General features: G+C 73.3%; 20 protein-coding genes. 4 read left to right on the top strand and 16 right to left on the bottom strand.

The features are described from left to right. Nucleotides 1–58: 58 nt before the first annotated feature. The 7 genes from ACZ6Z8_RS36755 to ACZ6Z8_RS36725 all read right to left on the bottom strand — a co-directional run bounded on the left by ACZ6Z8_RS36755 (nt 59) and on the right by ACZ6Z8_RS36725 (nt 6764). The gene (locus ACZ6Z8_RS36755) at nt 59–1333 is read right to left on the bottom strand and encodes a hypothetical protein (RefSeq protein WP_465614348.1); all 1275 of its coding nucleotides are present in this window, start codon (nt 1331–1333) and stop codon (nt 59–61) included. A gap of 215 nt (nt 1334–1548) precedes the next feature. Beyond that, nucleotides 1549–2037, bottom strand: coding sequence for a DUF3180 domain-containing protein (locus tag ACZ6Z8_RS36750; RefSeq protein WP_465614347.1), 489 nt, complete (start codon nt 2035–2037; stop codon nt 1549–1551). A gap of 186 nt (nt 2038–2223) precedes the next feature. Then, nucleotides 2224–2823: a 2-amino-4-hydroxy-6-hydroxymethyldihydropteridine diphosphokinase gene (folK, locus tag ACZ6Z8_RS36745; RefSeq protein WP_465614346.1), complete on the bottom strand. Its 600-nt coding sequence runs from the start codon at nt 2821–2823 to the stop codon at nt 2224–2226. Nucleotides 2824–2866: 43 nt separating this feature from the next. Further along, nucleotides 2867–3226, bottom strand: a complete 360-nt coding sequence (gene folB / locus ACZ6Z8_RS36740; protein WP_465614361.1) for a dihydroneopterin aldolase — start codon at nt 3224–3226, stop codon at nt 2867–2869. A gap of 247 nt (nt 3227–3473) precedes the next feature. Further along, on the bottom strand, nt 3474–3953 hold the full coding sequence (locus ACZ6Z8_RS36735; protein WP_465614345.1) for a nuclear transport factor 2 family protein: 480 nt from the start codon (nt 3951–3953) through the stop codon (nt 3474–3476). Between the two features lie 28 nt (nt 3954–3981). Beyond that, nucleotides 3982–4854, bottom strand: coding sequence for a dihydropteroate synthase (folP, locus tag ACZ6Z8_RS36730; RefSeq protein WP_465614344.1), 873 nt, complete (start codon nt 4852–4854; stop codon nt 3982–3984). Between the two features lie 68 nt (nt 4855–4922). Beyond that, the gene (locus ACZ6Z8_RS36725; protein WP_465614343.1) at nt 4923–6764 is read right to left on the bottom strand and encodes a phosphatidylglycerol lysyltransferase domain-containing protein; all 1842 of its coding nucleotides are present in this window, start codon (nt 6762–6764) and stop codon (nt 4923–4925) included. Between the two features lie 378 nt (nt 6765–7142). Between ACZ6Z8_RS36725 and ACZ6Z8_RS36720 the strand changes: the two genes are divergently transcribed. Next, nucleotides 7143–8297, top strand: coding sequence for an alpha/beta hydrolase (locus tag ACZ6Z8_RS36720; RefSeq protein ID WP_465614342.1), 1155 nt, complete (start codon nt 7143–7145; stop codon nt 8295–8297). A gap of 131 nt (nt 8298–8428) precedes the next feature. Beyond that, nucleotides 8429–9217, top strand: coding sequence for a ferritin-like domain-containing protein (locus ACZ6Z8_RS36715; RefSeq protein ID WP_465614341.1), 789 nt, complete (start codon nt 8429–8431; stop codon nt 9215–9217). A gap of 22 nt (nt 9218–9239) precedes the next feature. Here ACZ6Z8_RS36715 and folE read toward each other — a convergent pair whose 3' ends face one another. From folE to dacB, 6 genes are all read right to left on the bottom strand, one after another. Next, nucleotides 9240–9845: a GTP cyclohydrolase I FolE gene (gene folE / locus ACZ6Z8_RS36710; protein ID WP_465614340.1), complete on the bottom strand. Its 606-nt coding sequence runs from the start codon at nt 9843–9845 to the stop codon at nt 9240–9242. A 119-nt stretch (nt 9846–9964) separates the two neighbouring features. After that, nucleotides 9965–12016, bottom strand: coding sequence for an ATP-dependent zinc metalloprotease FtsH (gene ftsH / locus ACZ6Z8_RS36705; protein ID WP_465614339.1), 2052 nt, complete (start codon nt 12014–12016; stop codon nt 9965–9967). 228 nt (nt 12017–12244) lie between these two features. After that, entirely contained in the window at nt 12245–12799 is a 555-nt protein-coding gene (hpt, locus tag ACZ6Z8_RS36700; RefSeq protein WP_030059589.1) for a hypoxanthine phosphoribosyltransferase, read from the bottom strand. 70 nt (nt 12800–12869) lie between these two features. Then, on the bottom strand, nt 12870–13997 hold the full coding sequence (tilS, locus tag ACZ6Z8_RS36695; RefSeq protein WP_465614338.1) for a tRNA lysidine(34) synthetase TilS: 1128 nt from the start codon (nt 13995–13997) through the stop codon (nt 12870–12872). Nucleotides 13998–14331: 334 nt separating this feature from the next. After that, nucleotides 14332–15516: a zinc-dependent metalloprotease gene (locus tag ACZ6Z8_RS36690; RefSeq protein ID WP_465614337.1), complete on the bottom strand. Its 1185-nt coding sequence runs from the start codon at nt 15514–15516 to the stop codon at nt 14332–14334. A gap of 243 nt (nt 15517–15759) precedes the next feature. After that, on the bottom strand, nt 15760–17190 hold the full coding sequence (dacB, locus tag ACZ6Z8_RS36685; RefSeq protein ID WP_465614336.1) for a D-alanyl-D-alanine carboxypeptidase/D-alanyl-D-alanine endopeptidase: 1431 nt from the start codon (nt 17188–17190) through the stop codon (nt 15760–15762). Nucleotides 17191–17287: 97 nt separating this feature from the next. Here dacB and ACZ6Z8_RS36680 point away from each other — a divergent pair, with 97 nt between their 5' ends. Then, nucleotides 17288–17779: an inorganic diphosphatase gene (locus ACZ6Z8_RS36680; protein ID WP_030059594.1), complete on the top strand. Its 492-nt coding sequence runs from the start codon at nt 17288–17290 to the stop codon at nt 17777–17779. A 128-nt stretch (nt 17780–17907) separates the two neighbouring features. Here ACZ6Z8_RS36680 and ACZ6Z8_RS36675 read toward each other — a convergent pair whose 3' ends face one another. From ACZ6Z8_RS36675 to ACZ6Z8_RS36665, 3 genes are all read right to left on the bottom strand, one after another. Continuing rightward, complete coding sequence (locus ACZ6Z8_RS36675; RefSeq protein WP_465614335.1) at nt 17908–18117, bottom strand: dodecin; 210 nt, start codon at nt 18115–18117, stop codon at nt 17908–17910. 122 nt (nt 18118–18239) lie between these two features. Further along, nucleotides 18240–19199, bottom strand: a complete 960-nt coding sequence (locus tag ACZ6Z8_RS36670) for an asparaginase (RefSeq protein WP_465614334.1) — start codon at nt 19197–19199, stop codon at nt 18240–18242. 75 nt (nt 19200–19274) lie between these two features. Next, nucleotides 19275–19919, bottom strand: coding sequence for an RsiG family protein (locus ACZ6Z8_RS36665; RefSeq protein ID WP_465614333.1), 645 nt, complete (start codon nt 19917–19919; stop codon nt 19275–19277). Nucleotides 19920–20478: 559 nt separating this feature from the next. Between ACZ6Z8_RS36665 and dtd the strand changes: the two genes are divergently transcribed. After that, entirely contained in the window at nt 20479–20919 is a 441-nt protein-coding gene (gene dtd / locus ACZ6Z8_RS36660; RefSeq protein ID WP_033354449.1) for a D-aminoacyl-tRNA deacylase, read from the top strand. Nucleotides 20920–20939: the final 20 nt, after the last annotated feature.

Here is a 20939-nt window from a genome sequence, read left to right as displayed (position 1 = left end):
GGCGCGGGAAGTCGGGACGGATCGACTTCCCGCGCCGCGGCGTTTCCGTTCGCGGTGCTCAGCGCGAGGCGCGCAGCTCCGGCAGCTCGATCAGCTCGGTCTCGTCCTCGGGCGTCAGGTCCACCACGGTCGGCCCGTCCTGCTCCGCGTCCCCGGAACCGGCCGGCTGCTCGGAACGCCCGGGCCGGGCCGCCGGGGCGCCCTCCAGGACCTCCCGGGCCTGCTGCGCTTCCCGGGCCTGCTGGGCCTCGGCCTTCGCCTTGGCGGCGACCGCCTCGTCGCCCACCACGTCCGCCAGGTCCGCGCGCTCCCCCAGCTCGGCGATGCTGCCCACCGCCGGCGCCGGAGCGGCCGCCCGAACCGCCGCGCCCGTACCGCGGCCGAAGAAACTGAAGCCCGGCCCACGGGTCTGCCCGGACTGCGCCGGACGCGGCCGCTGCCGCTCCACCGGCGCCGGTCCGGCGGCCGGAGCGACCGGCGCCCCGCCGAGCTGACCCACCGTCGCGGTCAGCGCCGGGCGCAGCGGCGTCGGCTGCACCGGCGTCCGGCCGGCCGGGGCCTCGGTCCTGGCCTCGGCCGGGGAGCCCCCGGCCGACGGGGCCTGCGCCGGCGTGGGCACCGAGGGCGCCACCGGAGCCGGCACGGCGACCGGCTCGGGCGCCGGCGCCACCGACGGCACGGGCGTCGCGGTCACGGCAGGCGCGGCCGGAGCAGCAGGCGCGGCCAGGGCGGCCGGAGCGGTGCGCGCCCGCAGCGCGACCTCCGCACCCGCCTGACGCTCCCGCAGCGCCTCCTGCTCGGCGGCCCGCCGCTCCAGCAGCCGCAGCACGGACGCGGCACGGACGAACGCGGCCGGGGTGGCCGGGTACTTGGGTCGGCTCGCGGCGAGCGCCCGCTGGGCCGCCTCGGCCTCCTTGAGCGCCTGCTCGGCCACGGCGACGGCCCGCTCCCGCAGCAGCCGGGCGATCTCGGTCTCGGCCTTGGCCAGCCGCGACTTCTCCGCCGTCAGCCGCCGCCCGAAGCGGGTGGCCCGCTCCTCGGCGACCTCGGCCGCGTACTCGGCCTCGGCGAGCTGCTCCTCGAACCGCTCCTCGGCCCGCATCCGCTGCGCGGCGGACATCTCGGCGGCCGCCCGGGCCGCCTTGTCGCGCTGCCGCAGCAGCACGGCGAAGCCGAGGGTGGCGATCAGGGCGGCGATGCCCACCGAGCGCACCAGGATGGTGTCCTGACTGAAAAGCAGAGCGGCCAGTGCGGCGACCAGCAGTACGCCGGCGGCGGTGGGGGGAAAGACCCGGCCGAGGACGGAGGAATGACGGTGGCGTCCGCGAGACATGCCAAGAAACTAGCGTGCGAATTGGGGGCGTGTCAGCCCAGGGTGCCCTTCCGCCCTTGACAGTGCGCAGTTTTTACCGCATGTGCCCGGCTTTTCACTCAAGATCACGATAAAAGCCCTGCTCAGCGGTGTGCCGCACGAGCCGACACGATCGGAGGGCGATCGGAGGGCGAGCGGAGGGCGATCGGGGTCGACCTCGGGTCGACCGGGGCCCGTCAGTGGTGCGAGGCCGCCGGACCGCTCGGGTCGTCGTGGTTCTCCGGCAGCTTGCACACGTGCTGCACCCACAGCGCCGCCGCGATCACCGCCGCCCCCGCCAGCACCGCGAGCCCGGCGGTGACCGCCTGGTCCTTGCGGGCCGGCACGTCCAGCTCGCCGAGCAGGTAGATCCCGGCGCCCGCGTAGATGCCGGTGACCACCGCGGAGACCAGCGCGCTGGCCTGTCCGAGCACCACCGCCCGGGCCGCCAGCAACGGGTCGACCCCCTTCGCACCGGGCTGCCGCTCGCGCACCGCCTTCAGCCGGGACCGCAGCGAGATCGCGGTCGCCAGCAGGATCACCGCCACCGCCGCCAGCACCACCGGCGCCGCGGCGGGCACGGCCGGCAGCGTGTCCAGGGAGGCCCAGAGCTTGGAGCCGGCCCAGGACAGCGCCGTCGTCGCGGCGGTGATGCCGATCAGCAGGCGGAGGCGAAGCAGCTTCACGCGGAGGAGGTCCTTCCCGGGGTCCAGAGCCGACCGCCCGCCCGGTGGCCCGGAACGGCGGCGTCAGGCCACCGTACCGGGACCGGACGGGCGGACATCTACTCGTACGGCCGGGGCCCCCGGCCGAGTTCCCCGACCCGACCGGCCGGCCCGGCCGCGCCGTCCGTCCCGGCGCCGCTCCCGGCCCTACTCCGGCAGCGTCAGCCGGATGTCGTCGCGCCGCTTCACGCCCTGCGCGTCCGGGCCGCCGAGCGCCGCCAGCAGCGCGGCGACCTGCCCGTGCCCGGGCACCTCGGCCTCCGGCTGGGCGTCCAGCCACGGGGCCAGCACGAAGGCCCGCTCGTGCGACCGCGGGTGCGGCAGCAGCAGCTGCGGGTCCTCGCTGAGCACACCCTCGTAGCTCAGGATGTCGACGTCCAGGGTGCGCGCGCCCCAGCGGACCTCCCGGACCCGCCCGAAGGCGTCCTCGATCGCGTTGCCGCGCTCCAGCAGGTCCCGCGGGGGCAGCGAGGTGCGCAGCACCACGACCGCGTTGTAGTAGTTGGGCTGTTCCTCCGGGCCGCCGACGGCCTCGGTCTCGTAGACCGCCGAGACGGCCTTGATCTTCAGCCCGGGGGTGTCGGCGAGCGCGTCGACGGCACCCTGCAGGGTGTCCAGCCGGTTGCCCAGGTTGCTCCCGAGCGCGATCACCGCACAACGCTGGCTGTGCAGCGTGGTGTCGGCGGAGTCCACCCGGCTCTCCAGGTCGAACGCGTTCGGCTCGGCGATCGGGTCACTGCTGTTCATCGAAGAAGTCCCTCTGCATCGGAAACCAGGCGCGCGGTGGGGGTCATGCGCGGCCCCGGTGGATGGTCACGGTCACGTCATCGAACGGCACGGTGATCGGGGCGTCCGGCTTGTGGACGGTGACCTCGACCTCCTCGACCGCGTCGTGCTTGAGGCACTGGTCGGCGATCTGCTGCGCCAGGGTCTCGATCAGGTCGACCGGTTCCCCGGCGATGATCGCGGTGACCTCCTCGGCCACGATGCCGTAGTGCGCCGTGCGGGTGAGGTCGTCTCCGGACGCGGCGGGGCGGGTGTCCAGGTACAGCACGAGATCGACCACGAAGGTCTGCCCCTCGACACGCTCGCGCTCGAAGACGCCGTGGTGGCCCCGGGCTCGCAGCCCCCGCAGGGTGACGCGGTCCAGCAAACGAATCACTGCTCCCAGTCGGACGGGCCCCACCCGGAGAAAGGCGTGGACGGGCAGGGCGAAGGCGGGCAGCACGCCCGCCACTCCGTTTCGAATCTACCCGCGAGCGCGGACAACGCCTGACCGTCCTACCCGGCACGAACCGTCGCCACGCGCACCGGAATGGCGATTGACGTGAACGTTCGGTGACCACTCGGGAATTCCCCGGCAACCGTCCGGCAGAGGTTTTCCGCAGACGCCGGAATCAGTCCTCGTCGTCCTCGTCGCCGCTGGTCAGAACGGGTGAGCCGTGGTGCGACCAGAGCTTCCACCCGGCCTGGGTACGACGGAACAGATTGCTCGACACGACCTTTCCGCCGACCAGCGGTCCGAGTTCGCCCTCCTCCTCCGCCTCGCCGCCGGAGAGGATGTTCTCGGTGCACGTGACAAGGGCCACATCGCCGTGGACCTCGGCCTCGACATCGGTCAGGAAGAACTGGATGTACTCCGTGTTCATCATGATCAGCATGTACGAGCGGGTCACCTGGGCCCGCCCGCGCAGCACCGGCCAGCCGGGGTGCACGCAGACCACGCCGCCCTTGTCGTCGGCGTGCTCGGGCCCCAGCCAGGCCTCCTCGACGGCCTCGACGTCCCCCCGCTCCAGCGCTTCGTAGAACGCCCGGTTCGACGCGAGCACCGCCTCCAGGTCCACCTCCCGGGCCCGTCCGGCCGTCCCGCCGCTCAACCTGCCGTCTCCTGTCACAGACCCTCCCTCACCCCAGCCGCGCCGCGCGCTGCCAGGCCGCGACCACGCGGACGGCGTCCGCCGTACCGGACACGTCGTGCACCCGTACCGCCCAGGCCCCGGCCTGGGCCGAGAGCACCGAGACCGCGGCGGTCGCGTCGTCCCGCTCACGGGCCGGGCGCAGTTCCCCGGTTTCCGGGTCGGCGAGCAGCGTACCCAGGAACCGCTTGCGCGAAGCCGCGACGAGGACGGGGCGGCCGAGCGCGGTGAGCGCGTCCAGCCGGCCGAGCAGCGCCCAGTTGTGCTCGGCGGTCTTGGCGAAGCCGAGCCCCGGGTCGAGGACCAGCTGGTCCTCCTTGACCCCGGCGGCCAGCAGCGCGTCCATCCGCCCGGTCAGCTCGGCGACCACGTCCCGTACGACGTCCTGGTAGACGGCCAGCCGGTCCATGTCGGCGGACTGCCCGCGCCAGTGCATGACCACGAAGGGCGCGCCGGTCTCGGCGACCACCCGGGCCATCGCCGGATCGGCGAGGCCGCCGGAGACGTCGTTGACGATCGCGGCGCCGGCCTCGACGGCCCGCTCGGCGACCGAGGCCCGCATGGTGTCGACGGACACCACCACCCCGGCGGCGGCCAGTTCTCGGACCACCGGCAGCACCCGGCGCAGTTCCTCGTCCTCGGGCACCCGCTGGGTCCCGGGCCGGGTGGACTCGCCGCCGACGTCCACCAGGTCCGCACCGCGGGCCCGCAGGGCCAGCCCGTGCGCGATCGCCTTGGCGGGGTCGAACCACATCCCGCCGTCCGAGAAGGAGTCGGGCGTGACGTTGACGACGCCCATCACGGCGCAGCGGTCGAGCCGCGGCAGCCCGGCCGGAAGAGAGGAGGACGGCGAATCGGTCATGTGACCATTATCGAACGGGGCCGCCGCCGAGGATTCTCGGCGGGGGCCCCGTTCGTCTTCGAGGTGCCTCAGGCGGCCTCGCCGACCTCACGGGTCGACGGCACGGGCATCAGGCCCTCGCGCTGGCGCTTGCGGCCGAAGCGCGGCATGCCGAGGGTGATGAAGGCCTCCGCCTGCATCGCGGCGAAGCCGATCCGGGGCAGGTCCCGGGTGCTCGGGAAGACCAGGAAGCGCGGCTCCCACTCCGGCTGGAACTTCGCGTTGAACTTGTACAGCGACTCGATCTGGAACCACCGCGACAGGAACACCAGCAGTCCGCGCCAGGCGCGCAGCACCGGGCCGGCGCCGATCCGCTCGCCGCGGGCCAGCGCCGAGCGGAACATCGCGAAGTTGAGCGACACCCGGCGGATGCCCAGGGCGCCGACCTCCTGGAGGGCGGCGACGATCAGCAGCTCGTTCAGGCCCGGGTCGGCGGCGCGGTCGCGGCGCATCAGCTCCAGCGAGATGCCGTCCGGCCCCCAGGGCACGAAGTGCAGCACGGCCTTCAGGTCGTCGCCGCTCTCGCCCTCCTCCGGGGCCTTGTGGGCGGTGACCACCACGCAGTCGTCGTCCAGGGGGTCACCGAAGCGGCCCAGGGCCATCGAGAAGCCGCGCTCGGTGTCGGTGCCGCGCCAGCGGGCGGCGGCGTCGGCGATCCGGAACTTCTCCTCGACGCTGAGCTCGGAGACCCGGCGCACCTTGCAGGAGTAGCCGTTGCGCTCGATCCGCTTGACCATCTGGCGGACGTTGCGCATGGCCCGGCCGGAGAGCGAGAAGGTGCTGGTGTCGACGATCGCCTCGTCGCCCAGCTCCAGCGCGTCCAGGCCCGCCTCACGGGTCCAGACCTCGCCGCCGACCTCGCTGCAGCCCATCACGGCCGGCACCCAGGCGTGCTCGCGGGCCTCGGCCATGAACACCTTGATCGCGCCGGGCCAGGCCTCGACGTCGCCGACCGGGTCGCCGGAGGCGAGCATCACGCCGGAGACCACCCGGTAGGAGATCGCGGCCTTGCCGGTGGGCGAGAACAGCACGCTCTTGTCGCGGCGCAGCGCGAAGTAGCCCAGCGAGTCGCGCTCGCCGTGCCGCTTGAGCAGCTCGCGGACCTTCTCCTCGTCCTCGGCGGTGAGCTCCGGCTTGGGCTTGCCCGGGCGCAGCGCGAGGTAGGCGGTGGTGAAGGCGGTCAGCAGGCCGAGGCCGCCGAGCAGGTAGGCGACCAGGTCGGACATCCGCTCGTTGTTGTAGCGGATCGGTCCCTCGAAGCCGAACAGCCCGTACCCGACGTGCTGCAGCCGCTCCAGCAGGGCCGGGTGCCCGACCTCGTACTTGGTGCGGGTGCTCACGATCAGCAGGCCGAGCAGCACGCTGAGGGCGCCCATCACGACCAGGTTGACCACCGCGCCCCAGCGGGTGCGCGGGTCGGCCTTGGCGTAGAACTCGCGCTGGTGCACCAGCATCACGGCGAGGACCAGCAGCGAGACGACCGCCGGGCCGATCTGGTGCCAGCGCACGATGTGCAGCGAGGCGCTGACCGGCAGCAGCACGCAGACCGCCCGCCAGGCCCGCCGCTTGCGCCGGCGCAGCGCGTGCGCCAGCGGCACCAGCAGGATGCCGACCATCAGCGTGCCGACCGCGGCCAGGCTGGTGGTGCCACCCGGCAGCTGTCCGGCGAAGGTGTGCATCTTGGTGTGCCGGAGCTTGGGGAACACCGCGCTGGCGATGTCCACCAGTCCGATCAGCAGACAGGCGTAGCCGACCGCGCCGGGGAGCCAGGCCCTCGGGACGGCGGCCGCCTGGTTGCGCAGCGTCTGCAGGCCGCGCCGACGGCGCGGCGGCTGCTCGGGGCTCGGCTCAACGGACACGGGAACGCTCATGGAAGCTCAGCGTAGAGGCTGCGGTGCGGTGTCCGTTCACTCCGGGGGAGCACGTGTGATGGACCTTCATGCCTATTCCTTCATCAGGCAATGCGCATACCAAGGATCCGGAAACGGACGGTAATCCGGGGCCGTGGGCGCGCTGCGGGTTGAGCCGGGGGTGGGAGCCTGGGCCCGCCGCCGCGTGGCGGGGCGGGACCCTCCGGTGCGTGTTACGTACGGTGGACGCCGCATTCTAGGGCGCCGGTTGCCCCTGGTCTCCCCCCGCCCTCCCGCGCCGGACCGGGCGCCCGGACAGCCTAGCTGCGGTGGCCCGACCTGACGGACCGCCAGACGATGAAGCCTGCACCGACAGCGTCCCACCGGAAGGCCGACGGCATGGAACTGACCAGCGAAGCGCTGGTGAACTCGCTGCTCGCACTGGGAGTGGTCGCCGTGCTCACCACGCTGTGGGTCTGGCCGCGGCTGGCCAGACAGCGTCCGCTCCCGGTGCTCGGCCGGATCGGCCTGCTGACAGTCGTTCAAGTCTCGATCCTCGCGGTGCTGGCGCTGTCGGTGAACAACTCCTTCGGGTTCTACACCTCGTGGGACGACCTGCTCAACCCCGGTGGCGCGAAACTGGCGCTGACCAGCAACGAGAACCACAAGGGCGGCACACCGGTCTCCGACCAGCTGGTCCAGCCGACCAACGAGGGCGGTCTGGAGAGCGTCTCCAACCTGCCCAAGGGCGCACCGGAGGAGGTCGGGAAGATCGAGTCGGTCCGGGTCAACGGCAAGGAGACCGGTTTCTCCGACCAGATGTTCGTCTACCTGCCGCCCGAGTACTTCGACCCGAAGTTCGCCCTGGTCCGCTTCCCCGTCGTCCTGGCCCTGGCCGGCTTCCCGGGCACCACGCTGAACCTGCTCAAGGAGCTGCCCCTGGTGCAGACCGCGGTCGAGCTCCAGCACTCCGGCAAGATGCCGCCGACCGTCCTGGTGCTGGCCCGTCCGGCGGTGGTGCCCGCCCGGGACACCGAGTGCGTGGACGTCCCCGGCGGGCCGCGCACCGAGACCTGGTTCACCAAGGACGTGCCCGAGGCGCTGCACAGCGCGTACCGGCTGGGCCGCTCGGCCGGCTCCTGGGGCCTGTTCGGCTACTCCACCGGCGGCAGCTGCGCGATGCGCCTGTCGATGCGCTTCCCGAACGTCTACGGGAACGCCGCGGGGCTGCACGGCGACTTCACGGTGCGCCAGGACCAGTACACCGGCGGCGACCTCTTCAACGGCGACAAGACGCTCACCCAGCAGCACGACCTCGGCTGGCGGCTGCAGAACCTCCCGGCTCCGCCGCTCAACCTGCTGGTGGTCTCCACCCGAAAGGAGTCGGACTACCCGCAGACCGTCCAGTTCGTCGACCAGGCCACCCAGGTCGGGTCGGCCAACCCCCAGTTCAAGGTGGAGTCGCTGTACCTGGACGACGGCGGGCACAACTTCGACAGCTGGACCAGGGAGCTGCCCGCCTCGCTGGAGTGGCTGGGCTCCCACCTGGGGTGACGGACGAGGTGGCCGGCGCGTCCGAGTGACTACCCGCCGGTCGGCGCCGCCCGGCCGACGGATCGGGGGGACGTATCCCGACCGCCCGCCCGCCCCGGCGGGCGCCGCCCCGGACCCGCGCAGGAGGCGCCGTGCTGAGCACCCGATCGCTCTTCAACGAGATCCACCGGAACGACCAGGCGTACCAGCTGTTCTGCAGCATCGCGGCCGGTGGCGAGGACCAGGGCGGCTGGGAGAACGAGCGGATCGCCGCCCTCACCCGGGACCCGGTGCTCGCGCCGAAGATCGCCCGGCACGGAGCGGACGAGCGCAAGCACGGCCGGATCTTCACCCAGCTGCTGAACAAGCGCGGCCTGCCCAAGGTCCCCGTCCCGGACGAGGCCGACTACTGCATGCTCCTGGAGCGCCAGGGCGTGGGCCTCTCCCACGAGCGGCTGAGGAGCGACGCCCCGCTGAGCGACCGGGAGATCATCACCTACCTCGCGCACAGCCGGGTCACCGAGCAGCGCGCGGCCGAGCAGATGCGCCAGCTGGTCAGGGTGTACGGGGACGACCCGGAGCTCGGCCGGGCGATGCGGATGATCTCCGCCGACGAGGACAACCACCTCGCGTACTGCCACGAGGAGCTGCTGCGGCTGGTCGCCGAGGGCCACGGCCCGTACGTCCGGCACGCCCTGGAGACCAGCGCCCGCGGCGAGATCCGCACCCACCGGGACGTCGGGCTCGCGGTCGCCGCCCGGATGGCCCGGCTCCTGGGCTGGTCGCGCCGGCAGCTGGTCCTGGTCGCCCTCGGGGTGCACGCCCTCTACCTGTACGACCGGGCCTTCGGCTGGCGCCGGATGGTCACGCTGCGGATGCCGGAGCGCCGCAACGCACTGGGCACCCCGGCTCCGCCGCACGCGGAGCACGAGGTGCCCTGAGCCCTGCCGTCCGGCCCGCTCCTCAGCGGCCGATGATGAGGCTCATCGCCTCGGCCCGGGTGGCCGGGTCGCGCAGCTGGCCGCGCACGCAGGAGGTGATGGTCTTGGCGCCGGGCTTGCGGATGCCGCGCATCGACATGCACATGTGCTCGCACTCGACCACGACGATGGCCCCGCGCGGCTCCAGGATCCGCATCAGCGCGTCGGCCACCTGGCTGGTCAGCCGCTCCTGCACCTGCGGGCGGCGGGCGTAGACGTCGACCAGCCGGGCGAGCTTGGACAGCCCGGTGATCTTGCCGCTGGCGGACGGGATGTACCCGACGTGCGCGACACCGCGGAACGGCACCAGGTGGTGCTCGCAGACCGAGGTCAGCTCGATGTCCTTGACCAGCACCATCTCGTCGTGGCCGAGGTCGAAGGTGGTGGTCAGGACGTCCTCGGGCTCCTGCCACAGGCCGGCGAATATCTCCTTGTACGCCCGCGCGACCCGGGCCGGTGTCTCCAGCAGGCCCTCGCGGTCGGGGTCCTCCCCGACGGCGAGCAGCAGCTCGCGGATCGCGTTCTCGGCCCGCTTCTGGTCGAAGATCCCGACGGCGGGCGGACCGTCGAGCGTCACCGGGTCGATCATGCGGGCCTCGCTTAGATGTGGGAAGACTGGCTGAACAGCACGGATGCCGCGCCTCCAGGGTACAAACCCTGGTGACGCGGCATCCATTCCCTACGGGAATTGCCTGCGGGAGGCCCTGATCAGCCCTCGGTGGGCGGCTCGGCGGCCGGCAGCGGAGGCAGCTTCACGATGTCCACCGGAGCGGTGTCGGAGGCGGCGGCGCCGTTGGTGAGCGCCAGCTCCTTCGGCGACTGCACCGGCGGCCGGGTGGACGGCGTGCGGCGGGCGGAGCCCGTCCAGGCCGGCCGGGCCGGGCGCTTGACGACCGGGGCGAAGATCTCGGCGATCTGCTCCTTGTTCAGGGTCTCCTTCTCCAGGAGCTCCAGGACCAGGTTGTCGAGCACGTCGCGGTTCTCGACCAGGATCTCCCAGGCCTCGTTGTGCGCGCTCTCGATGAGCTTCTTGACCTCTTCGTCGACCAGCCCGGCGACCTCTTCCGAGTAGTCGCGCTGGTGGCCCATCTCACGGCCCAGGAACGGCTCCGAGTTGTCGGTGCCGAACTTGATCGCACCGAGGCGCTCGGTCATGCCGTACTGGGTGACCATGGCCCGCGCCGTGGCGGTGGCCTTCTCGATGTCGTTCGAGGCGCCGGTGGTCGGGTCGTGGAAGACCAGCTCCTCCGCCGCGCGCCCGCCCAGCATGTAGGCCAGCTGGTCGAGCATCTCGTTGCGGGTGGTGGAGTACTTGTCCTCGTCCGGCAGCACCATGGTGTAGCCGAGGGCCCGACCGCGGGACAGGATGGTGATCTTGTGCACCGGGTCGCTGTACTGGCAGGCCGCCGCGACCAGGGCGTGACCGCCCTCGTGGTACGCGGTGATCTTCTTCTCCTTGTCGGACATGATCCGCGTGCGCTTCTGCGGACCGGCCACGACGCGGTCGATCGCCTCGTCCAGGATGCCGTTGTCGATCAGCTTCTTGTCCGAGCGTGCGGTCAGCAGCGCGGCCTCGTTGAGCACGTTCGACAGGTCGGCGCCGGTGAAGCCGGGGGTGCGCTTGGCGACGGCCGACATGTCGACGTCGGGCGCGATCGGCTTGCCCTTCTGGTGCACCTTGAGGATGTCCAGGCGGCCCTGGAGGTCGGGGCGCTCCACCGCGATCTGGCGGTCGAAGCGGCCCGGGCGCAGCAGCGCCGGGTCCAGGATGTCGGGGCGGTTGGTCGCGGCGATCAGGATCACGCCGCCCTTGACGTCGAAGCCGTCCATCTCGACCAGCAGCTGGTTGAGGGTCTGCTCGCGCTCGTCGTGGCCGCCGCCGAGGCCCGCACCGCGGTGCCGGCCGACGGCGTCGATCTCGTCGACGAAGACGATCGCCGGGGCGTTCGCCTTGGCCTGCTCGAACAGGTCGCGGACACGGCTGGCGCCGACACCGACGAACATCTCGACGAAGTCGGAACCGGAGATCGAGTAGAACGGCACCCCGGCCTCGCCCGCGACGGCACGCGCCAGCAGGGTCTTGCCGGTACCGGGCGGGCCGTAGAGCAGCACGCCCTTGGGGATCTTGGCGCCGACGGCCTGGAACTTGGCCGGCTCCTGCAGGAACTCCTTGATCTCGTGGAGCTCCTCGACCGCCTCGTCCGCGCCGGCGACGTCGGCGAAGGTGGTCTTCGGGGTGTCCTTGGTGAGCAGCTTGGCCTTGGACTTGCCGAACTGCATGACCCGCGAGCCGCCGCCCTGCATCTGGTTCATCAGGAACAGGAAGACCAGGACGATGATGACGATCGGCAGCATCGACAGCAGCAGGCTGACGAAGGTGCTCTGCTTCTCGGGACTGACGGTGTAGCCCTCGGTGAGGGAGCTGCTCCGCTCGTTCATCTGCGACTGCAGCTTGTCGGCGATCGCGACACCCTGGTCACCGATGTACGAGGCCTGGAACTTGGTACCGGACGGGGCCTTGCCCGTACCGGCGGGGGACAGCGTGGCGCCGTCCTTCAGCTGGATCTTGATCGTGTTCGAGTCACCAGTGGTGATCTGCGCCGACTTGACGTTGTGCGCGTCGATCGCTGCGACGACCTGACCGGTGTCCACCGTCTTGTAGCCGTTCGAGTCCGAAACGACCTGCATCAGTACGATGACGGCGAGGACGGCCAGCACGATCCACATGATCGGCGCACGGAAGTATCGCTTGACGTCCATCCATGCGGGACGGCGTTGCCGCCCCGTCCCTCCTGCCACTCAACGGCGCCGTGTGGCTGTGGGCCGCGGCGCATCCGGTCGGTGCTCATGTGAAGAGCGGTTTATTGGACCGTACCGCAGTCGCACCCACCGATGGCGGGAGCGCGGCGACACGGCTGTGGTTCTTTGTCCCCCGGTCCAACGGGCGGGAACGACCTACTGTTCCCGCCCGTAGCCCGAACGAGACCCTCAGCCGCCGTAGACGTGCGGGGCGAGGGTGCCGATGAAGGGGAGGTTACGCAGCTTCTCCGCGTAGTCCAGGCCGTAGCCCACCACGAACTCGTTCGGAATGTCGAAGCCGACGTACTTCACGTCGATCTCGACCTTGGCCGCGTCCGGCTTGCGGAGCAGGGTGCAGACCTCCAGCGAGGCCGGACCGCGCGAGCCCAGGTTGCCCAGCAGCCACGACAGCGTCAGACCCGAGTCGATGATGTCCTCGACGATCAGGACGTCCCGGCCGGCGATGTCGGTGTCCAGGTCCTTCAGGATCCGCACCACACCGGAGGACTTGGTGCCCATGCCGTACGAGGAGACGGCCATCCAGTCCATGGTGACCTGCGAGTGCAGGGCCCGGGCGAGATCGGCCATGACCATCACGGCCCCCTTGAGGACGCCGACGATCAGCAGGTCCTTGCCTGCGTAGTCCCGGTCGATGCGCTCGGCCAGCTCCAGGAGCTTGGCGTCGATCTCGTCCTTGCTGATGAGCACCTTCGCGAGGTCAGCGCCCATGTCGTTCTGGTCCACCGGGGATACGTCCTCAAACGTTCGGGGTCTGTGTGGCCGGCGGCCGGCTCCCCCGGGACGTGCCTCGCCCTCAGTCGCCCTGCCGCCGAAAGACCAGCGTGCCACACCTACGGGTGGCCTCGACGCCCCCGGGTAGGTGCAGCGGACCCTGACCGCGCCATCCGGTGACCAGCAGGTCGATCGTCTCCAGGTGCCGGGCGAACAGGTCCCCGGCCGGACAGCCCGCGCGCAACGCGGCCCGGCGCAGGACCCGGCGCCGCACGGCGGGCGGCAGTTCGGCCAGCTTCACGGCGTCCAGGGCGCCCTCGCCGGTGCGGAGGTCGCGTTCCGCCAGGGAGGCCCACTGGTCCAGGGCGTCGGCGTCGTCACGGAACAGTCGGGCGGTACGGGCGAGCGCCTCCACCACGCCGCCGCCCAGGTGCTTCTCCAGCACCGGCAGCACCTCGTGGCGGACCCGGGAGCGGGTGTAGGCGGGATCACAGTTGTGGGGGTCGTCCCAGACCGGGATCGCCTGGGCGGAGCAGGCCTGCCGGGTGGCCGCCCGGTCCAGCTCCAGCAGCGGGCGGCGGTAGCGCCCCTTCTGCGCGGGCATCCCGGCCAGCGAGCGCGAGCCGGAGCCGCGGGCCAGGCCCAGCAGCACGGTCTCGGCCTGGTCGTCGCGGGTGTGCCCGAGCAGCACCGCGATCGCGCCGTGGCGCTCGGCGGCCTCGTCCAGCGCGGCGTAGCGGGCGTCCCGGGCGGCGGCCTCCGGACCGCCGGTACGGCCGACCAGCACCGGGACGGCCTCGACCGGGTCCAGGCCCAGCGAGCGCAGTCGCTCGGCCACCTGGGCGGCGCGGTCGGCGGAACCGGGCTGCAGGCCGTGGTCGACGGTGACGGCGCCGACCCGCAGGCCGATCTTGGGGGCCTCGAAGGCGGCGGCGATGGCCAGCGCCATCGAGTCCGCGCCGCCGCTGACGGCGACCAGGACCAGCGGCGAGCCGGGGGCGGCGGGGGTGCGGGGCAGCCCGGAAGGGTGGCGGGCGGCGTTGCCGATCAGGGTGGTGCCGACGGCGGCACCCACCAGCGGTGCCCCGGCCGGGCGTTCGCGGGGCTCGCGCACGGGCGCGGTGAAGGTGTTGCCGGCCTCGGCGGCGAGGTCGGTGAGCGTGCGGCGAACGGCCAGGCGTATCGCGGCGACGGCGGGGTGAGGGCCCACGGCGGACGACTCCTCGACGGAGGGGACAGGACTGCGGCGGGCGGCCGGGGCCGCGCTACCGCATGAGCGCCGCGTTACCGGGCGCTCACAGATGGTGGCAGAAAGCGGCGACCCGCTACGCCACCCGCGCCACCGGTACGACCACCGTCCCACGTTCGGGTGAATGGAGAAACGTATCTTCACCCACCATCTGCCTGATTGGACCACTCGTACGAGCGGGTTTGACCGCCACCGACCGGCGACGGCCCCGCCGCGCGGCGGGATCGCCCGCCCGGGGGCCCTCCTGGGCGGCCCGGAACGGCCCGGGTCGGCCCAGGCCCGGGGGCTGGCTCCCTCAGCGGCCGACCCGGGCGACCCAGGCGGCCGGATCGTGGATCTCGTCCTTGGTCGGCAGGGTGTTCGGGGACGTCCACACCCGGTTGAACCCCTCCATGCCGACCTGCTCCACCACGGCCCGCACGAACACCGCGCCGTCCTGGTACTGCCGCAGCTTGGCGTCCATGCCCAGCAGCCGGCGCAGCACCAGGTCCAGCCGGTTCGCCCCGCGGTCGCGGCGCTGCTGGAACTTCTCCCGGATCTCCGCGACCGTCGGCACCACGGCCGGGCCGACGCCGTCCATCACCACGTCCGCGTGGCCCTCCAGCAGCGACATCACCGCCGTCAGCCGGCCGAGGATCTCGCGCTGCGCGGGTGACTGGACGATCTCCAGCAGGCTCCCCGCCGGGGCGCTCTCCCGGCCCTCCCGGTTGCCCGCCCCCGGCAGCCCGGCCCCCAGCGAACCCGCCGCGTCGCGCAGCCGCTCCAGCAGCGCGCCCGGGTCGACCTCCGTCTCGGCCAGGAAGGACTGCACCTCGGACTGGATGTGGTCGCGCAGCCAGGGCACCGCGGTGAACTGCGTCCGGTGGGTCTCCTCGTGCAGGCAGACCCAGAGCCGGAAGTCCGACGGGTCCACGTCCAGCTCGCGCTCCACGTGCACGATGTTGGGCGCGACCAGCAGCAGCCGACCCGGCCCCGGCCCCTCCGGGCCCAGCCGCGGCTTGTCGAACAGCGCCGCCGGGCTGTCCGGCGCCTCCAGCGAGGGCTCGGCCGGGGCGAAGGTCTCGTACTGGCCCAGCACCTTGGTCGCCAGGAACGCCAGCAGCGCCCCGACCTCGATCCCGGTCGCCTTCTCCCCCACGGCACCGAACACGCCGGCGGTGGCACTGTTCGCCCGTCGCGCCTGCAGCTTCTCCACCAGCGGCTGGACGACCGTACGGAAGCCGGCCACGTTCGCCCGCACCCACCCCGGGCGGTCCACCACCAGCACCGGCGTCGCGGCGGCGGCCGCCAGACTGCTCGACCGCATCCCGGTGAACGCCCGCACGTGCTCCTCGGCCTCCAGCGCGTGCCGGCGCAGCTCGGCGACCACCGCCGCCGCCTCCGCCCGGCTCACCTCCGGCCCCGGCCGCACCAACCTCGTCGCGGTTGCGACCGCGAGATTCCAGTCGACCATGTCAGCCCCGCCACTCGCGCTCGTCATGCCCTCACCGTACGTGCTCCCCACCGCCAACGGCAGCCACCCGCCACCAACACCCTGCCCGCCCCCGGCCCCCCTCGAACCCGCCGTCGGCGGCGCCCCGTCCGGGGCGTGCCGGGTGCCACCGGCGCGGGCCACGACGCAGGAGGACGGCCATCGGGCCCTGCCCGAGCAGGCCACCCCCTTCGCCGGACCGAAGCCGGCGCGGGAGTGCGCGGGGCGGGGCAGTCGCCGTCGGCGCGGCGGTCAGCGGCAGCCGCAGGAGGCGAGGTGGGCGGCGATGCGGTCCATGGCGGCGCGGACGGTGTCGGCGGGGACGGTGTCGGGGGTGCGGGTCATGACGGCGAAGGTGAGGAGGCGGCCGTCGGCGTCGACGACGGTGCCGGCGAGCGTGTTGACGCCGCTGATGGTGCCGGTCTTGGCCCGGACCAGCCCGGCCGCGTCGGCGGCGCCGGAACCGGAGCCGTAGCGCTTGCCGAGGGTGCCGGTGAAGCCGGCGACCGGGAGGCCGGTGAGGACCGGACGCAGGGCGGGGTGCTGGTCGGAGGCGGCCAGGGCGAGGATCCGGACCAGGGTGGCAGGCGGGATCCGGTTGCCCTTGTGCAGGCCGCTGCCGTCGTTGAGGACCACCCCGGCCATCGGCACGCCGAGCCCGGTGAGCTCCTGGGTGACGGCGGTCGCCGCGCCCTCGAAGCCGGCCGGCTGGTGCGCGGCCAGGGCGACCTGACGGGCCATCGCCTCGGCGAGCTGGTTGTCGGAGGTGGTCAGCAGCCGCTCGACCAGCCGGGCGACCGTCGGCGACTCGACCTTGCCGAGGACGGGGGCGTCGGCGGCGGCCGGGGCGGCGGCCGGTCCGGCCTTGCCGTCGACGGTGACGCCCTGGGCCGCGAGCATCGTGGCGAAGGTCGCCGCGGCCGCGTCGGCCGGGTCGGCGAACCGCTCCGGCGCCTCCTCGCGGCTCCTGGGGTCGATCTTGGCCTCGTCCGCCATCAGCGGGACGACCAGGGCGATGTTCTGGTTGTCGGGGTTCGTCCGGTGCTGCGGGCTGCCCGTGTACAGCGACAGGTCGTAGTCCAGCTTGACCGTGGTGGTGCCGGCCGCCTTGAGCGCGGCCGCGGTCTGCCGGGCGAGCGCCTCCAGCGAGGCAGGGGCGGTGTCGGCGTCGGCGGGCCGGCCGCCGATCTGCACCTGGTCGGCGGGCAGCGCGGTGAGCGTCGGGTCCCCGCCGCCGACCAGGGTGATGGTGCCCGGGTCCGCGCCGCGGACCACCCGGGTGGCGAGCCGGGTGTCGCCGGGTATCAGCGACAGGGCCGCGACCGCGGTGGCCAGCTTGGTGGTGGAGGCGGGGGTGCTCGGGACGTCCTCCCCCGAGCCGTACAGGAGTCGGCCGTCGGCGGCGTCCGCGACGGCGATGGTGACGGTGCCCAGGTTCCGGTCGGAGACGTACGGGCCGAGCGCCTGCTGGAGGCCCTGCGTGGTGGGCACGGCGGCCTCCGGGCCGCTCCCGGCGGCGGCCAGCACGGCGCCCGTCGCGGGCGCCGGGGGCGCGGCCGGTGAACCGCTCCCGCTCGGAGCGGGGGTCGGCTGCGCGTACGCCCCGCCCGCTCCCAGGGCCGTTCCGGCGACCAGCAGGGCCGCTCCGCACAGTCCGGCGGCCGTCCCCCTGCGACGGCGCACCGCCCCTCCCCCTGCTCCCACCGACCGGCCCCTTTCCCCAGCACTCACTCCCGTAGGAGACACTTGGATTCTGTCAGTCCCTACCTTGGAGGAAGCGTTGGAGTTCGACGTCCTTATCGAAATCCCGAAGGGCTCTCGTAACAAGTACGAGGTCGACCACGAGACCGGCCGTCTGCGGCTCGACCGGATGCTCTTCACCTCGACCCGCTACCCGGCCGACTACGGCTACGTCGAGGGCACGCTCGGCGAGGACGGCGACCCGCTGGACGCCCTGGTCATCCTGGACGAGCCGACCTTCCCCGGCTGCCTCATCAAGTGCCGCGCCATCGGCATGTTCCACATGACCGACGAGGCCGGCGGCGACGACAAGCTGCTGTGCGTCCCGGCGACCGACCCGCGCTGGGAGCACCTGCGGGACATCCACCACGTGTCGGAGTTCGACCGCCTGGAGATCCAGCACTTCTTCGAGGTCTACAAGGACCTGGAGCCGGGCAAGTCCGTCGAGGGCGCCAACTGGGTCGGCCGCGCCGAGGCCGAGGCCGAGGTCACCGCTTCGATCAAGCGCCTGGCGGAGCAGGGCGGCCACTGAGCCGTCGTTCCGACCCCGTTCGCACCTGGTCCGTCCGGAGCGGTTCGAGGCAGGTCGGGACGGATTCCTGGGGCCGGGGTACGCGGACGAGTCCGCGGACCCCGGCCCCTGTCGTCTCCGGGAGCCGTTCAGTCCTCCAGCCGGAAGCCGACCTTGACGCACACCTGGTAGTGCTTGATCCGGCCGTCCTCCAGGTGGCCCCGGACCTGCGAGACCTCGAACCAGTCGAGGTTACGCAGCGTCCGGGAGGCCCGTTCCACCCCGTTGCGGATCGCGGCGTCGACGCTCTCGGTCGAGGACCCGACGATCTCGGTCACCCGGTACACGTGGTCGGTCATGGCGGACTCCCTCAGCTGTGCGACGGCCCCCGGTCCACCGTGCACCGGCCCGGGGCCGCCCGCACCCCGGACGGGGTGCGCAGGGGACCGCACCGGCCCGCCGGAAGGCCGTCCGGGCCCGGCTAGAAGGCCGCCCGGACCTCGCCGACCGGGGCGCCGCCGCCGAGCAGCGGGGCCGTACCGATCCGCTCGACGGTGTCGTCCGCGCCGGTCACGCCGAGCCGGCGCAGCGCGGCCGCCAGCACCGGGCCGCGGGCCCGCTCCGCGCCGTCGTCGATCTTGAAGGCGAGCGCCCGCCCGTCCGGCAGCGCGACCACCTGGACGGCCTCGGCGCCCATCTTGGACAGCGCGCCCGGGACGGCCCGCATCAGCCAGGTGTCGGCCCGGCGGGTGCCGGCCACGTACTCGGGGTGAGCGCGCATGGCGTCGGCGACCTGGCGCTGCGCGGTGCCCTCGGCGGCCAGCACCAGACCGCGGTAGGCGCGGGCCAGGCCGGTCAGGGTGACGGCCAGCAGCGGGGCGCCGCAGCCGTCCACGCCGGTGTGCACGGGAGTCTCGCCGGTGCCCTCCGCGAGGGCCTCGCGGGCCAGCTCCTGGATCGGGTGCGCCGGGTCGAGGTAGCTGCCGGTGTCCCAGCCGTTGGCGACGCAGGCGGCCAGCCAGCCGGCGTGCTTGCCGGAGCAGTCCATCAGGATCGGGGCGCGCCGCCCGCCGGCGCCGAGCAGCAGTTCCGCCTCGGCCTCGTCCAGCGGCAGGTCGGCCGGGGTGCGCAGGGCCGATTCGTCGAGCCCGGCGGAGCCGAGGATGGCCCGCACGCCGTCGAGGTGAAACGATTCGGCGGAGTGGCTGGAGGCCGCCAGCGCCAGGAGCTCGCCCTCGATCGCCAGTCCGGCCCGCAGGGTGGCCACCGCCTGGAACGGCTTGGCCGTGGAGCGGGGGAAGACCGGCGCATCAGGGTCGCCGAGCGCGAACTCCACCGAGCCGTCGGCGGCGAGCAGGACCAGGGAGCCGTGGTGGCGGCCCTCGGTGAAGCCCGAGCGTATGACCTCGGCGAGCACGGGCAGGGTGGCGAGCTGGGACATCGGGTGCCTTCCGGGGGCGGGGGGTGGTGGCCGGGAGGAAGCCGGACCCCTACCCGCCCCCGACGACTCACCCGGTCAGAGCGGCCTCTCCGAGAGCAGGTCGTCGACCCGTGCTTCCCCATCACGGTACCTGCGGGTGATCTCGGCATTGCAACCATCGGCCGTCCGCAACAGCCGCTGCCGCCGCCCGGACACCTCGCGCTCATGGGCGCGCAGCCGTTCCAGGGCGGCCAGCAGCTCCTCCGCCGGGTGCGCGGCCAGGTCGGCGAGCTGGACGTCGCCCATCAGCGCGTCCGCCTCCAGCTGGGACTCCTGGGTGCGCGGCGGGCCGACGGTGACGTGCCGGGCCGAGCGCCGCACGGTGGAGGGCGCGTCGGTCAGGATGGCCGGCAGCCGGTCCAGCAGGTCGCCGCCGGTCTCCCCGCCGACCGCCGGGGCGCCGCTGCCGTAGCCACCCGCCCGGGCCGGGAGGGCGGGGCCACCGCCGGGGCGCCGGTCGAGCTCGGCGCGCAGGATGTCCATCCGCCCGTGCAGCAGCCGCCGCAGGTAGGAGAGGTCGGCCTCCTGCTCCATGGTCTCCCGGCGCAGGATCCGCAGCTGGTCCAGGCCCAGCCGCTCCAGGTCGGGTTCGCCGTCCGGGCCGACCGCCCAGGACGGGGACCCGGGGGCCTGTGCCACCTGCCCGGACCGGTTCCACGCCGCGCCGCTCGTGTCCATCATCCAGCCCACCTGCCGTCGTCCGATCCCGCCCGCTCGCGGCAGCCCGTCCCTGCCGCCGGTCCGGCCCGTCCCCCGACGGGCTCGCGCGTCCCGTCCGTTGGCACGCCCGGGGGCCCCGAAGGGGTTCCGCTCCCCGGCCGGGACCACCCACCGGGGCGACCCGGACAGAACGCCTGACCTACCGGCTCGACCGCCCGGCCGAACCCCGGCCCGGTGCGGCGGACCTCCAGGCGCGCCGGGCCTTCGTACGGTCCCCCAGCGTGCCACCCCACCCGGCGCGCGCGCACCGCGCGTGCACCCGAACGGCCCCCTGGCGAACGGGGGTGGCTGATATGAACAGGGCTTTCCGCGGCAGGAGCAGCGCCCACACCTGCGCAGGCGCGCGCTGCACGGCGCGTGCCACCATTTGCGCGCCCCTCGTGCGCGCCCCCGCACACGTCCCGGCGCGGCCTCGGGCCCGGAAAGCCCCGCGCGGATTGCCCGGATCCCCGGGACCCCCGCAGGCCCCGGATTGCCCGGAGGCCCGCCGGGCCGCACGGCGCTCCGGCACAATGGCGGCATGCGAGCAGTGGTGCAGCGAGTGACCGAGGCCCGGGTGACCGTGGCCGGAGAGACCGTCGGCGCGATCGAGGGGCCGGGGCTCTGCGTCCTGGTCGGCGTGACCCACGAGGACACCCCGGCCAAGGCGGCCCAACTGGCCCGCAAGCTCTGGACGCTGCGGATCCTCCCGGTCAACGACGAGGGTGTGGAGCAGAGTTGCTCCGACATCGGCGGCCCACTGCTGGTGATCAGCCAGTTCACCCTCTACGGCGACGCCCGCAAGGGCCGCCGCCCCACCTGGACCGCGGCCGCCCCCGGGCCGGTCGCCGAGCCGCTGGTGGACGAGGTGGTCGCCCAACTGCGGTCGCTCGGCGCCAAGGTGGAGACGGGCCGGTTCGGCGCCGACATGCAGGTGGCGCTGGTGAACGACGGCCCGTTCACCGTCCTCGTCGAGGTCTGAGGCCCAGCGGTCTGAGACCC

This window comes from Kitasatospora sp. NPDC101108, from assembly GCF_055584725.1.
This window is presented reverse-complemented; position numbering and strand designations above follow the sequence as displayed.